The 14,299-nt window shown below is 43.5% G+C and carries 12 protein-coding genes; 9 read left to right on the top strand and 3 right to left on the bottom strand.

Annotated elements, in window-relative coordinates; translation table 11 throughout:
• Positions 1-5 precede the first annotated feature (5 nt).
• Positions 6-1,562, bottom strand: a complete 1,557-nt coding sequence (gene tyrR, locus NI389_RS13540; protein WP_308360392.1) for a transcriptional regulator TyrR — start codon at positions 1,560-1,562, stop codon at positions 6-8.
• 690 nt (positions 1,563-2,252) lie between these two features.
• On the opposite strand from tyrR, the gene NI389_RS13535 reads away from it, so the two are divergent.
• The 5 genes from NI389_RS13535 to NI389_RS13515 all read left to right on the top strand — a co-directional run bounded on the left by NI389_RS13535 (position 2,253) and on the right by NI389_RS13515 (position 8,283).
• The gene (locus tag NI389_RS13535; protein WP_308360391.1) at positions 2,253-3,686 is read left to right on the top strand and encodes a peptide MFS transporter; all 1,434 of its coding nucleotides are present in this window, start codon (positions 2,253-2,255) and stop codon (positions 3,684-3,686) included.
• Positions 3,687-4,085: 399 nt separating this feature from the next.
• Positions 4,086-5,132, top strand: a complete 1,047-nt coding sequence (gene hppD, locus NI389_RS13530; RefSeq protein ID WP_308360390.1) for a 4-hydroxyphenylpyruvate dioxygenase — start codon at positions 4,086-4,088, stop codon at positions 5,130-5,132.
• A gap of 120 nt (positions 5,133-5,252) precedes the next feature.
• Entirely contained in the window at positions 5,253-6,560 is a 1,308-nt protein-coding gene (gene fahA, locus NI389_RS13525) for a fumarylacetoacetase (protein WP_308360389.1), read from the top strand.
• 123 nt (positions 6,561-6,683) lie between these two features.
• Entirely contained in the window at positions 6,684-7,901 is a 1,218-nt protein-coding gene (locus tag NI389_RS13520) for a M23 family metallopeptidase (protein ID WP_308360388.1), read from the top strand.
• Positions 7,891-8,283, top strand: a complete 393-nt coding sequence (locus tag NI389_RS13515; protein WP_308360387.1) for a bactofilin family protein — start codon at positions 7,891-7,893, stop codon at positions 8,281-8,283. Before NI389_RS13520 ends, NI389_RS13515 begins: the two co-directional genes overlap by 11 nt.
• Positions 8,284-8,339: 56 nt before the next feature.
• On the opposite strand, the gene NI389_RS13510 is transcribed toward NI389_RS13515, so the two are convergent.
• Positions 8,340-8,813: a hotdog fold domain-containing protein gene (locus NI389_RS13510; protein WP_308360386.1), complete on the bottom strand. Its 474-nt coding sequence runs from the start codon at positions 8,811-8,813 to the stop codon at positions 8,340-8,342.
• A 152-nt stretch (positions 8,814-8,965) separates the two neighbouring features.
• On the opposite strand from NI389_RS13510, the gene NI389_RS13505 reads away from it, so the two are divergent.
• The 4 genes from NI389_RS13505 (at position 8,966) to NI389_RS13490 (ending at position 13,492) form a co-directional block, all read left to right on the top strand.
• The gene (locus NI389_RS13505; RefSeq protein WP_308360385.1) at positions 8,966-10,150 is read left to right on the top strand and encodes a multidrug effflux MFS transporter; all 1,185 of its coding nucleotides are present in this window, start codon (positions 8,966-8,968) and stop codon (positions 10,148-10,150) included.
• 275 nt (positions 10,151-10,425) lie between these two features.
• Complete coding sequence (locus NI389_RS13500; RefSeq protein WP_308360384.1) at positions 10,426-12,264, top strand: S8 family serine peptidase; 1,839 nt, start codon at positions 10,426-10,428, stop codon at positions 12,262-12,264.
• 128 nt (positions 12,265-12,392) lie between these two features.
• Positions 12,393-13,025 (top strand): LysE family translocator, encoded by a 633-nt coding sequence (locus NI389_RS13495; protein WP_308362560.1) that lies wholly within the window; start codon positions 12,393-12,395, stop codon positions 13,023-13,025.
• A gap of 5 nt (positions 13,026-13,030) precedes the next feature.
• Positions 13,031-13,492, top strand: coding sequence for a methylglyoxal synthase (locus tag NI389_RS13490; protein ID WP_308360383.1), 462 nt, complete (start codon positions 13,031-13,033; stop codon positions 13,490-13,492).
• Between the two features lie 42 nt (positions 13,493-13,534).
• On the opposite strand, the gene NI389_RS13485 is transcribed toward NI389_RS13490, so the two are convergent.
• A complete protein-coding gene (locus NI389_RS13485) occupies positions 13,535-14,239 on the bottom strand; it encodes a tRNA1(Val) (adenine(37)-N6)-methyltransferase (protein WP_308360382.1) in 705 nt (234 codons plus the stop codon).
• Positions 14,240-14,299 lie beyond the last annotated feature (60 nt).

The raw sequence follows: 14,299 nt of genomic DNA, 5'->3' as shown, positions 1-14,299 counted from the left end.
ACTTACTATACTTTTACCGATTTACGATTAATTCCGTATTCGCGTAACTTATTAGCCACCGCAGTGTGGCTCAACCCCAAGCGTTTCGCAAGCTGTCGAGAGCTCGGATAAGCAGGGTATAACTTTCTTAAAAGCGTCGCTTCAAACCGCTTCACGACATCTTCCAAGCTACCTTCAAAATCGGTATCAAGGTAACCCAAATCACCGGTAAATGTTGGCAACTGCATGTGGTCTATACGAAGTTCTTTTCCATCAAGTAATGAAACAGCTCTATAAACTGCATTTTCTAACTGACGAACATTGCCAGGCCACGGATACTGCTCTAAAAATTCCAAACAGCTATCTGCTAATCTAGGTGCTTCTTGCCCCGTTTGATGTGCATACTTCTGAATAAAGTGTTCAGCTAATGGCCCAACATCCGCTTTACGCTCTCTAAGTGGAGCAATGTCAAGCGTTAACACATTGATACGATAGTACAAATCCTCACGGAATGTCCCCTCTTGCACCATTGCAGGCAAATCTTTTTGCGTTGTCGCAATGATACGCACATTTACCTTAACTTCGCTCTCACCACCCACTTTTCTGAACGTACCGTCTTGTAAGAAACGCAGAAGCTTAGTTTGCAGCTGTGCTGACATTTCACCCACTTCATCTAAAAAGACCGTGCCGCCATCGGCTTGCTCAAGTACACCGCGCTTAGACGGTGAATGCTCGTCTTTTCCAGCGTATCCAAATAACTCCGACTCTGCCGCTTCATCAGGTAACGAGGCACAGGATAACGCGATGAACGGTTTGATTGAGCGGTTCGACGCAAAGTGACACGCTCGGGCAAGCAGTTCTTTACCTGTCCCCGTTTCGCCCGTTATCAAAATAGGCGCCTCTAGTTGGGCCATCTTTCGAGCTTCACGAACTACTTTTCGCATCGCCGTGCTATTACTGTGAATTGTCGCAAAACTTTCCTGACCATATCGGCGAAATGCGCTTACCTGTTGACCTAAACGGCTCTGCGATTTGATATTGATAACAGCGCCAGCGAGCACGTCCCCCTCGGCGCCTTGAGGCACTGAGATAGGCAAAATATCTGCGATATAGTCTTCACCCGCGACTTCGACACGTGTGGTTTGGCCTAACACCTCTTTCCCTTCTAACCAACGGGCAAAATTAAAGCCTTTAAGCAACGTGTTTATCGAAGCACCTAAAATCTCCGACTCCCGCATATTCAAGTCTTTGGCCGCAGCATCATTACAATGCCTTACATTGCCTTTCGAATCGATGGATATAATGCCATCTGGTAGCGCACTTAATAATGTATTTAGTTCGTTATGCTCTCGCTCAGAAGGCAAATAGGCAGTAGTGCGAACATCTTCAACACCATCGATTAAGCGAATCTCTGGCATGATTTTTTTAAACTGTTCGAACTCAATAGGAGGGAAACTGACGTACATTCGACAGTTCACCGAGTCAACTTCAATACCTTTCAAGTCAACACGATATTTAACCAGTATATTCAAGATCTCTTGGGCAATACCAATACGATCCGCGCAGTGGATCTCGAGACGCATTTGTTCCTCAAACAGGGTTAGGTCAATTGATTGGATCATACTCTAAGAATAGTCGGTCGCCTAGAGGATTGTAAACATTTTTGAACACCTCCGACGTTTAAATCGTACTTTTTCACTCTATTCAAAGTGTATGAATGAGTAAGGATATAACCTATAAAATTCATAAACTTAAATAAAGAAAACCCACATATTTTTCTGGTTCTATGGGTATTTTAAAACAAAATACCTAAAAAGACGTATGGTATTTAAACGTTCAGCAGGAGCAAGATTCAAACAAAAAATTTGTACTAGTGTATTGAATCAAATCGATTTGTTGGCTTATTCAACCCATCTGCGTGGTCATTTTCATGTCAGAGTTACTTTATTAAACGCAAAAACAGACATACTTGTTCATTCTCAGTAAATAACGAGTGATTGCGAGAAGGTCTTCAACATTTCAATGATTTGGCAAATTCATCGGAACAATCCGTCAAATATCCAAGTGCGATGATTTAACAAAAAAGCCAGTTGAACAACGGGCTTTTCAATGGAAGTGCTGTCCTAAAGGCTTCCACAGAGCCACGCTACTGGGTATACTGATGTGCTTTTAAGATAATTGAAGGTCCGCTTAGAGACCCAATTCAACTGGCCACCCGTTCACGACGACAAATATAACAATGGCCTGATGACAAAATTAGTTAGGAAGAGTTTATGAGTTCAGTACCTAAGACAGGTGATTTTTTAGGACACCCTAAAGGATTGTTCCTGCTGTTCGGCACAGAGATGTGGGAACGCTTCGGTTATTATGGCATGCGTGCCATTTTAGTATTATATCTTGTTGCTTTAACACAAGATGGTGGTTTTGGTTGGACAAATGCAGACGCATTAAGCCTTTATGGTACGTTCACTATGGCCGTTTACGTAACGCCTCTACTCGGTGGTTGGTTGGCTGATAACGTACTGGGTCAACGCAAAGCAATCATCATCGGTGGTTTTTTAATGGCTGCAGGCCACTTTATTATGGGTATTCCTCATAGTATGGTTGCAGGCCACGAAGAAAACGTCTTCTATTTAGGCCTTGCACTTCTTTGCTGTGGTAACGGTTTATTCAAGCCAAACATTTCGACAATGGTTGGTGATTTGTATGCAGATGGCGACAAGCGTCGTGACGGTGCGTTTACTATATTCTATATGGGTATCAACTTAGGTGGTGCATTAGGTCCACTTGTTGCTGGTTATATTGCTTCGGTTGCGGGCTGGCAGGCTGGTTTCATTACCGCGGGTGTTGGTATGATCATCTCTGTTATTCTGCAAATGACGCTAAGTCAAAAATACTTAGGTGACATTGGTCGCGTGCCAGCAGCTAAGCTTTCACAAGCGATGTCTTCAAGCAACACTAAAGAGCCACTCAGTAAAGAAGAAAAAGACCGCATCAAAGTAATCTTTACTATGAGCGTATTCAGTATCATTTTCTGGATGGGTTTTGAGCAAGCTGGCGGCTTGATGAATATTTTCGCCAATGATTACACCAACCGTATGCTAATGGGCTTTGAAGTACCAGCGTCGTGGTTCCAATCACTTAACTCTATTTTCATTATCGTGTTCGCGCCAATCGTCGCCATGATTTGGTTGAAGCTAGATAAACGTGAACCTAATTCACCAGTAAAATTCGCTATCGCCCTTATCTTCTTGGCACTTGGTTTCTTAACGATGATGATGGCGCTTATCACTGAAGGTGGCAGCGGCGATTCAATGCAAATTAGCATGATGTGGCTTGTATTATTCTACCTATTCCATACGCTGGGTGAGCTTTGCTTATCGCCAATCGGCTTATCAATGGTAAGTAAGTTGGCTCCACTGCGCCTTGCTTCAATGTTGATGGGTATTTGGTTCCTATGTACTGCCGTTGCAAACAAAATTGCCGGTGTTGTAGGTTCATTTATCGGTGAAGGTGAAGCCGCTGTAGAAAATGCGATGGGTATCTTCATTGGCTTAGGTGCGACAGCATTGCTGTCTGCTGCAATCATGTACTTCCTAAGCGACAAGCTCGTTTCTTGGATGCACGGTGCAGAAGGCACACATGAACCAGCAACACAAGAACACGTGTTAACTGAAGAATTGGAAATCTCTGCAGCAAAGCAGTAATCCATCACTTCAGAGACAGAGGGCGCAATTAGCGCCCTTTTGTATATAAATATTTACAGTTTATTGCGTTTCTTTCTTTTTACTGTGTGCTAACACCCCGTCTTAAAAATCATTCCTTTTTTACAAAAAAACAAATTAAACAATTTAAATCAACAACTTAACAGCAAAAAATTCAATTCACTCGACCTGTTCGACGTGCAATTAGCGTCAATATCCCCCCAAAATTAGTCAAAATTAAAATTGGCGCATTTCAGCGGAAATAAATGGTTTCTTGTGCAACTAAATTTACATTTCCAACAATCCCATTTAGGGCCGAGATCTTCCTCTTTGAAACGATTTGCAAGATGATCAGTCCACAATATAAAACGTATCGCAGCCGTTAATTGCGGGAGAAAGACAATGAGTGAAGTAAACAATCCATTAGGCCTTGTAGGCATCGAATTTACAGAATACGCGACTCCTGATGCAGATTACATGCACCAAGTGTTCAGTGACTTTGGTTTCTCAAAACTAAAGAAGTTTAAAGACAAAGACATCAGCTACTACAATCAACACGATATTCATTTTCTTCTAAATAACGAACGTGCTGGTTTTTCTGCTGAGTTTGCAAAAAGCCACGGCCCTGCAATTTGTTCTATGGGCTGGCGTGTTGTTGATGCTCAAAAAGCGTTTGATCTTGCGGTAGAGCGTGGAGCTAAGCCAGCAACAGAATCAGCAAACAAAGATCTCCCTTACCCTGCAATCTATGGTATTGGTGATAGCCTAATTTATTTCATTGATGTTTTTGGCGACAAAGGTTCTATTTACGAGCAAGACTTTGTTGATTTGGAAGAGCCAACAATTGTTGAAGATAAAGGTTTCCTTCGTGTAGACCACCTAACGAACAACGTTTACAAAGGCACTATGGAAACATGGGCAAACTTCTACAAAGAAGTGTTCGGCTTTACTGAAGTTCGTTATTTTGACATTAAAGGTCAAAAAACAGCTCTGCTTTCTTACGCATTGAAGTCGCCGTGTGGCACATTCAGCATTCCTATCAATGAAGGTAAAGATAATAACAATAACCAAATTGATGAATACTTGAATGAATACAATGGCCCAGGTGTTCAGCATCTTGCATTTTTAACAAACGACTTAGTGGGTTCATTGGATAAACTGGATAAATCTTGTATCCAAACTCTCGATATCGTTGACCACTACTATGACACAATTTTCGACCGTGTACCGTGGGTTAAAGAAGATCGTGAGAAAATCAGACAACATCAAATCTTGGTAGATAGCCAAAGTGAAAACTGTTATTTACTGCAAATCTTCACTAAAAACCTGTTTGGTCCAATCTTTATTGAAATGATCCAACGTGTTGATGATGGCGGATTCGGTGAAGGTAACTTCCAAGCGCTATTCGAATCAATCGAACGTGACCAAGAACGTCGCGGCGTGATCTAAGCTCGAAAGTGCAAACAAAAGCAGCTAAAGTATTAGCTGCTTTTCGTGTTTATATAATTCAAAACCTTAAAAAATGAGAGGTTTCTCCTCCGGTTTAAGGTTGTAACTCTAGGAATGACAATGTCTTTTATCAACGAAACACATGACGTTGCCCTGAAAAGTTGGGTCGAGTCGGCAAATACTGGCAAAAGTGATTTCCCTATCCAAAATCTGCCGTTCGCTATCTTCCGCCGCAAAGGCAGTGCTGAAGCATTCCGTGGTGGTGTTGCGATTGGTGATCAAGTTGTCGATCTTGCTGCAGTCGCGACATTATTCAGCGGTGAAGCGGCAACGGCCGCGAAAGCGGCAAGCGAACCCACGCTAAACCACTTTATGAGCCTGGGCCAATCATTCTGGTCAGCATTACGTTTAGCGCTCTCTAAGGCACTGCGTGAAGGCGCGAGCGAAAAGGCCGCTATTGAAGCAACTCTTATCGCTCAGGAAGACGTTGAATATGATTTGCCCTGTCACATTGGCGATTACACCGATTTTTATACTTCTATCTATCACGCCACCGCTGTAGGTAAATTGTTCCGTCCTGATAATCCATTACTACCAAACTACAAATGGGTACCGATTGGCTATCATGGTCGTTCATCATCGATCGGGGTTTCTGGCCAAACGTTCCCTCGTCCTAAAGGACAAACTAAAGCACCTGATGCTGAGGCGCCGAGTTTTGGTCCGTGTAAACGTTTAGATTACGAACTAGAAGTAGGTATTTACCTTGGGAAAGGTAATGCATTAGGTGACAGCATTGCTCTTGACGATACAGATAGCCACGTATTCGGTTTCTGTTTGTTCAATGACTGGTCTGCTCGTGATTTACAAGCTTGGGAATACCAACCACTTGGTCCATTCCTTGCGAAAAACTTTGCTTCAACAGTTTCTCCTTGGGTTGTTACGAACGAAGCTTTAGCGCCTTACCGTACGACTTGGTTACGCGATGAAAACGATCCGCAGCCTATGCCATATCTTGAATCAGAGAAAAATCGCGAAGTTGGCTCTTACGACATCATGATGGATGTGGCGATTGAAACGGCTAAAATGCGAGCAGAAAGCGCAGCTCCAAGCGTGGTTTCACAATCAAGCTTTAAACACTCATACTGGACTGTGGCGCAAATGGTTGCGCATCACACAGTAAACGGCTGTAACTTCCAAGCTGGAGACATGATTGGTTCGGGAACACAATCGGGTCCTTTACACGAAGAAGCAGGTTCGCTACTAGAACTTACTCGCGGTGGTAAAGAGTCAATCACGCTAAACAACGGCGAATCTCGCACATTCTTAGAAGATGGCGATAAAGTGATTATGCGTGGTTGGTGTGAAAAAGCCGGTTTCGCACGCATCGGTTTCGGAAGCGTTGAATCGACAGTTTTACCTGCTAAATAACATTGATTTTTTATTCAAGTAAAACAACGGGGTGTTCTAAAAACACCCCGTTTTTTGTTTTTTTGCTGGCGTTTTGGGCAAAACTTGATAAATTATGCCGATCTTTGAACTAATATTGACTAGATGACAGCACGTATCACGCACATTTTTTCGCGTATATTCCAACCAAAACAAATACTCATACGTCGTTCGGGCCACGTTTCAACTTGGCACGTAAGCCGCGCTATGCAGTGGTTTATGCTGTTTCTATTCTTGGCTACAACCGCTTGGACTACCGTATCAACTCGAGGTTTTTTTGATAAAACCGCAGTAATCGAATCAATTACCGCTGAAGGTCACTCAAATTCGTCTAAATGGCTTGAAGAGAAACAAAAACTCGAGGCTACCATCGCTGAACAACAAGCTCAGCTAACTAACTTGCAGCAAAAACAAACATTATTACAAGAAGTCGTCGATTCTCTGCCAAGTAGTCTTACTCAGACTCCTACTGAGTCAATCGCAGCGCTAGACACGAGTCCCGAGTTAACAACAGAGCATGCAGCGGAAGAAGCGGCTTTGACACAAGAAGAATTACTTAATTTGCCCGATGTGCATCCTACAGAGGTACAAGATCCGATTCAATTGTCTGTTCCGGATGCACCTCAAGAAGAAAAACAACGCGATGAGTCGCTTAGCCTTCCACCCTTTGCGATGCAAGTTGATGCACTCGATGAACAACTGCAACAATTCCGCGACAGACTCGCAATGCAAATCGAATCGAGACAAGAAAACATTAAAACGAGCTTATCTGAAGCAGGCGTGTTGAGTGCTACGCAAAGCACTGAAGCACAAGGTGGTCCGCTTCATCAAGTTGAAGACGATACACTGCCCGTCGATTACCTCCAACTGGCAGACGAATTAGTTAAATTGAATGAACTGGAACAAGTCGTTGCACAGCTCCCAAGTTCCCTCCCCGCTGAGAATTACTATATTTCGAGCAATTACGGCCTTAGAAAAGATCCAATGACCGGACAACGTGCTTTTCACAAAGGCGTAGACTTAGCTGGTTGGCACAAAACTCGGATTTTCGCACCAGCTGATGGCACAGTAGTTCGGGCTGGACGCAATGGTGGTTACGGTAACTTTATCGAGCTGCAACATGCGAACGGTGTAAAGACTCGTTTTGGTCACTTACACACGATTAAAGTGGAAAAAGGTCAACAAGTCACAAAGCAAGATGTTATCGCTTTGATGGGAAGTACTGGACGTAGCACTAGTACGCATTTACATTATGAAGTATTGCATAATGATAAACATATTAATCCCATTAAACTGACGAAGGCGTTAAGCAGTGTTCAATAAAAAGAAAGAGTCCAATACGTTTTCCTATCTAGCCCAAGGGTTCGAATTAAAAGGCGAAGTTCAATGTGACGGCGAACTTCAGCTGGATGGCTCGGTAATAGGACAAATACACGTTACCCATCTTGTTGTTGGAGAGTCCGGACGTGTTAAAGGCAATGTTCACGCCCAAAGCGTTATCGTGCAAGGTTCTGTCGAGGGGACCATCAACGCGGAAAAAGTAACAATCGAAAAGACCGCCAATGTCAACGGTGATGTCATTCATGATACGCTGAGTATGGAAGCCGGTGCGATTGTAGAAGGCAACCTTACCCATAAACATCAAGCTGCCAGTGTTACTTCTATCGCGGTTCCTTCGCAAAAGAGTGTCGATGCTCAACAATAATCCTCTAACATCTAATGCAAGGGCAACGTAGTAACAAGTTGACATGAAAAAAGCGCTTAATGCGCTTTTTTTGCTGTAATGTAGATTGTTACATCGGCATGAAAAACTAAATTGCCACCATCGTCAAAGATTTCAACTGGAACAATTAAGTCTTGCTTGTCTTGCCACACTGCTGGAACGTGAATTTCAGCGATGGCGCTGAGATCACTCGTTGCTTTTTGTAGGTATTGCACATTCATCCCTCTTGGGATCCAGCGGTGGGTTTTATTTGGTATCGTCGCATCCACCATCACACCCGCACACAGTTCAGCGAGATTACATTGTGCAATGGCGTGGACCGTCCCGATGTGATTTAGCACCGCACGACGTTTTGGCATAATCGCTTTACACGAACCTGGCTTTAACTCTTTGATATACGGTTTAATGGTGGAGAAATAAGGGGCTTTAACGCACACCGCTTTCGAGAAAAGCCAGTTACCAAAGGGCAACATCATCATTCTTTTGTACGTTTTTAATAGTGCTGAGCTCATGCTACTTCTCCAAAAATTTGCTCAAACAGCATACACATCTGACCAGTTCAAGTAAACCTCTATGAATACGAATGAACAATGACCATATGGTACTTAAGTCCTGTTCATTTGCGTTCAAAAAGCTAGAATAGCCACTCTAATTTGGAGTGCTTATGACAACTATCACCCGTCCCACTTTTCACATTTGGCTAATTCTGATTTTTCTCGTTATTTTTTGCCCGTTGGCAATAGACTTATATTTGCCTGCGTTTGTCGCTATGTCGGATGACTTAGCGGTGAGTGAAGCCAAGATCCAACAAACCGTCTCCATTTTCATGTTAAGTGTCGGACTAGGTCAACTTATTGCAGGTCCCTTGGCCGATAGACTAGGTCGTAAACCAGTTGCGCTTATAGGTATTATGCTTTATGGCCTGGGTGGGTTGCTAGCGACCTACGCAAATGATTGGCCAATCATGATGGCTGCACGAGTAATCCAAGGCTTTGGTGCATGTGCAACGTTCGTCGCGTGTTTTTCGATTGTCCGAGATAGCTTTGACGGGAAAAAAAGTGGTGCAATCATCACCTATTTGAATGGCATTGTGTGCTTTATTCCTGCGCTTGCACCTATTTTTGGTGCTTATCTTACTCAGCAATTTGGATGGCGAGCCAACTTTTTATTTTTGTCTTTGTTTGCCGCATTAGGTTTAATTCTTGTCAGTATTCTCTTCAGAGAAACTAAGCCAAGCGATACTGTTTATGAAGGCCATATTTTAGATTTTCGTCGTTTTATGCCTTTTGTACGCCACAAACAGTTCATGTTTAATGCAGCGATTACAATGATTGGTATGTCAGGCATTTTGGTTTTTGTCACCACTGTACCCGGCTGGATTATGATACATCTCGGTAAAGACATGAATGAGTTTACATTCTGGTTTACGGTAAATGCTGTCATCAGCATTGTGGCAAGTTTCATCGCGCCAAAGTGGATAAAAAACCACAGTCGTCATGCCCTCATCACCGGTCTTACGCTGTTTGTGATTTCGGCTGTAGGTCTTTTACTCGCAAAGGACATTGCATCCCCAATAGCAATTATGCTCCCTATCTTCGTTGCATCTGTTGGTTTTTCATTAAGTCTCGGGGCCGCTGCCGGCAACGCCCTGTCACCCTTTGCTAAACAGGCCGGTACTGCTTCTGCGTTAATTGGTGTCATGCAAATGAGTGGCGCTGGGTTTTTGGCATTTTTAAGTCAACCGCTAGGTTTGGCTGCCCCTGAGCGAATTGCACTTCATCTACTAGCCTTATTACCATTTTGCCTCGCCTTACTATCCCGAAAAAGACAACAGTACCACCCAATCTAAACAAATCCGACCTCTTGCATAATTGAACCTGAATAAGGTTCAGTTATGCAAAAAAATCTCAATACCATTGCCGTACCCCAATAAAATACAGCAAAACGTATAGACTTCCAGTAATATAAAATCTTTATACCTATAGAATAAATCGCTCTCAAACATACCGATTTTTTCAACAAAATCTATTTACAATGTTTCAAAATTCGTCCATCTTAACCAGCGTTAACTGGTTATTTACACATAACCAACATCACGCAACAGGTTGTTAAGAGATAATAAGAATGAAATTGAACAAATACACATCAGCATTACTTCTTGCGGGCGTTTGTTTTGCAGGTCAGACAATGGCAGACAACGATCGTTACATTATTCAAGTAGATAACAATTCCAAAGGCATCATTAAAGCGCTTGCTAAGCAAGCGGGTGCAGAGTTACACGTCGATGGTGACGGTTTCTTTGCAGCGACCTTTTCTGGTAAAGATTTAGACCACGTTAAAGGTCTAATGAACAACCCTCATGTTAAAGCAATTGAAGTAGACTACAAACGTACTGCTATGGGTCTTTATAACGACGATCTTGGCGATCCAATGACCAAACAGATCACACCATACGCAGTATATCAATCACAAGCGAACCAAGTAACTTTCAATCCTAATGCAGGCATGAAGGTGTGTATCATTGATTCTGGGCTTGATGCTTCTAACCCTGATTTCATCTGGGGCAACATTACAGGTGACAATGATTCAGGCACAGGCAACTGGAATGAAAACGGCGGCCCACACGGTACACACGTAGCAGGTACAATTGGTGCAGCGGACAATAACATTGGTGTGATTGGTATGGCACCAGGTGTGAATATGCACATTATCAAAGTGTTCAACGCGGAAGGTTGGGGCTATTCATCAGACTTGGCACATGCAGCAAATCTATGTTCTGCAGCGGGTGCAAACATCATTAGCATGAGCCTAGGTGGCGGTGGTTCAAATACAACTGAGTCAAACGCCTTTGCAAGCTTTACCGCAGCGGGTGGCCTTGTTGTTGCAGCGGCAGGTAACGATGGAAATGACGTACGCTCATACCCTGCAGGCTACCCATCAGTAATGATGATCGGTGCAAACGATAATAACGACCAAATTGCAGATTTTTCTCAATACCCTAGCTGTTTGTCTGGCCGTGGTAAGCAAGCAAAAGAAGATGAAACTATCTGTGTTGAAGTAACAGCGGGCGGTGTAGATACTTTGTCAACGTATCCTGCAGGCATGGCTACAACCGCAAGTATGACGGTTGATGGTGCGGCATTTGCTTCTTCATCAATGGAAAATGCGGGTAATGCATCTGGTTCTCTATACTTTATGGGAACAGCGGAAGCGACGGACAATGCGGCGAATGGCAAAGTGTGTTTGATTGACCGAGGCACTATTTCATTCCACGACAAAGTAGCAAACTGTGAAGCGTCTGGCGGCATTGGCGCAATTATCGTTAATAATGAAGCGGGCATGCTTTACGGTACGCTTGGCGACACGAATACAACGACAATCCCGGCAGTTGGCGCTGCGTTTGAAGATAGAACGGCTCTTATGTCGGCATCAAGTGCAACAATTAATATCGGTACTGCAGACTATGGCTTCATGAGCGGTACCTCTATGGCGACACCAGCGGTATCTGGTATGGCTGCACTTGTTTGGTCTAACTTCCCAGAGTGTACAGGAACTGAAATTCGTAATGCACTTAAGGCAACTGCGCGTGATTCAGGTGCGGCTGGTAAAGACGTTCATTTCGGTTACGGTATTGTGCAAGCAGCCGATGCAGTAACTTATTTAACGGCAAACGGTTGTGCTGGCGGCGACAATGGCGGTGACAACGGTGGCGGTGATTCGTCAATCACACTATCCGTAAGCGGTTATAAGAGTCGCGGAAACAAATATGTCGATTTGAACTGGCAAAATGCGGGCACATCAAGTGTAGATATTTATCGTGACGGTAACAAAATTGTCACAACAGCCAACGATAATAGCTACACAGATACCATCAGCGGTAAAGGCAGCGGTAGCTTCGCTTACCAAGTTTGTGAACAAGGCTCAACCACAGCGTGTTCAACTACTCAAACTGTGGTGTTCTAACTCCCAACCAGTTATATTGCGGACCTAAGTGGTCCGCTTTTTATTTTTTACACTCGTATTGCATTTCAAATTTATATCTATCTCGTTAGACTAGAGCCTTCCAAAATAATAAAAAATACCCTGTCATGATCTTAAATCCTGAATTCGTTCTGTCTTTTTTGTTGGCAAGCTTCGTCATTGCAGTCGCGCCAGGCCCTTCTAATGCATTTTTAATGGCACAAACGTTTACGCATGGACGACGTGCCGGAATGCAAAGTGCGCTTGGATTCGCGTTAGGCGGAGTTGTACACACTATTTTTGCTGTAGTGGGACTTTCAGCAATTTTGAAAGCGTCCCCGACGGCTTACGCTACAGTGCAATATTTAGGTGCCGCGTACTTGTGCTACTTGGGTGTGACGACGCTATGGGACACCTTTAAGCCACAAATTGAAAGTGAGAACAAACCTCATGTCTCAACCAAACCGGCGAAAAATGTCACGTTTCAAGCCATGATGACGGAAGTCCTTAACCCAAAAGTTGCTTTGTTCTTTATTGCGTTTATACCGCAGTTTGTTGATACTTCACTTGAAACCTCGACAACAATGCAATTAGCACTGTTTGGTTTGATGTACCCGATCTTCGCCTTTCCTATCGACTGTATGTACGTATATGGAGGCGATAAAATTGCGAACTATTTTCGCACTCATCCAGCCGCACCAAGATGGATAGACCGTATTTCGGGGATCATTTTTATAGCTTTGGCAATTAACTTATTGTGGTGATGGACATGGATACAAAAATTCAGCCTCTTCCGGCGACAAAACACATTGCATTGGTTGCTCATGATGGCAAAAAAGCAGCACTTCGCGCATGGTGTAACCAGCATCGTGCGGTGTTAAGCCAACATGTATTATACGCGACAGGCACCACAGGCCATATCATTGAACGGGATACCGCTCTGCCAATCACCAAATTGTTAAGTGGTCCTATGGGGGGCGATCAGCAACTCGGCGCAAAAATCGCGGAACATGATATTCATATGCTGATCTTCTTTTGGGACCCTCTCGCCTCTCAGCCCCACGACCCTGACGTTAAAGCGCTATTACGCTTGGCTGCAGTTTGGAACATTCCCGTCGCCTGTAATGAAGCAACTGCGGACATGCTGTTATCCAGTGATTTAATGCAATGTGAAATTGACCGTCATCTACCCGATTACGATAAATACTTAGCGACGCGGATGGACAAATAGTCGGATGCCATCGTAACGAAAATTACGATGGCGTAGCCCTGTTTAGTCGGGCATTTTTAAATAGAATGGTTTACATAAAGCTTCAAAGTCGGCGCTGTAAGTGCCTCCCTCTTGTTTTATTTCTAATTCCTCTTGCATCATCACTCCAGAAATCCAAGCAAACTCGAGCAAACTTCTTGACGGCATTTTGGTTGGTGTTGTTTTAACTAGGCAATGGCGACGAAGTGATAAACCAGCCTCAGCAGCGACACTGATAAAAATCTGCGCTTCATTGCAAGGCAACACGACCGCGAATCGCGATAAACTATGGCTGTGTGCAACAAACGCTTCCACTAATTCTGAAAAACTCAGAGTATCAGTATGACGCGCCGTATTACGCGATAGTGTTGGACTTTTGAGAGAATCATTAAAATAAGGAGGATTACTTATCACTAAGTCAAACGGCTCGGCAACCATCACATTTTGCACCGCACCAGGAATTAAATGGAGGTCACTCCACGGACAACGTTTAAAATTCGCCTCGGCATCGATTAACGCATTTTCATCAATTTCCACCGCATTAATAATGGCCTCGGGTTGACGTTGCTTACACATCAGCGCCAGTAAACCCGTACCTGTGCCGATATCCAAAATTCGTTTGACGTTGTTAAGATCGACCCATGCTCCGAGTAAAACCCCATCTGTAGAGACTTTCATCGCAGCATGCGCTTGTTGTATGCTAAATTGTTTGAATTGAAAGGTAGACATTAAACGCCTTTTACTCCTCTAGTATCCCGCGTATAATTACACCTATTGTCCTTTATTTTT

This window comes from Pseudoalteromonas xiamenensis (assembly GCF_030994125.1).
Lineage (GTDB): Bacteria > Pseudomonadota > Gammaproteobacteria > Enterobacterales > Alteromonadaceae > Pseudoalteromonas > Pseudoalteromonas xiamenensis_B.
This window is presented reverse-complemented; position numbering and strand designations above follow the sequence as displayed.

What these genes read in the sequence shown, in the direction of transcription:
- tyrR (WP_308360392.1), bottom strand. Translation starts at nt 1,562, where the DNA reads ATGCGTCTCGAGATCCACTGCGCGGATCGTATTGGTATTGCCCAAGAG.
- NI389_RS13535 (WP_308360391.1), top strand. Translation starts at nt 2,253, where the DNA reads ATGAGTTCAGTACCTAAGACAGGTGATTTTTTAGGACACCCTAAAGGA.
- hppD (WP_308360390.1), top strand. Translation starts at nt 4,086, where the DNA reads ATGAGTGAAGTAAACAATCCATTAGGCCTTGTAGGCATCGAATTTACA.
- fahA (WP_308360389.1), top strand. Translation starts at nt 5,253, where the DNA reads ATGTCTTTTATCAACGAAACACATGACGTTGCCCTGAAAAGTTGGGTC.
- NI389_RS13520 (WP_308360388.1), top strand. Translation starts at nt 6,684, where the DNA reads ATGACAGCACGTATCACGCACATTTTTTCGCGTATATTCCAACCAAAA.
- NI389_RS13510 (WP_308360386.1), bottom strand. Translation starts at nt 8,813, where the DNA reads ATGAGCTCAGCACTATTAAAAACGTACAAAAGAATGATGATGTTGCCC.
- NI389_RS13505 (WP_308360385.1), top strand. Translation starts at nt 8,966, where the DNA reads ATGACAACTATCACCCGTCCCACTTTTCACATTTGGCTAATTCTGATT.
- NI389_RS13500 (WP_308360384.1), top strand. Translation starts at nt 10,426, where the DNA reads ATGAAATTGAACAAATACACATCAGCATTACTTCTTGCGGGCGTTTGT.
- NI389_RS13490 (WP_308360383.1), top strand. Translation starts at nt 13,031, where the DNA reads ATGGATACAAAAATTCAGCCTCTTCCGGCGACAAAACACATTGCATTG.
- NI389_RS13485 (WP_308360382.1), bottom strand. Translation starts at nt 14,239, where the DNA reads ATGTCTACCTTTCAATTCAAACAATTTAGCATACAACAAGCGCATGCT.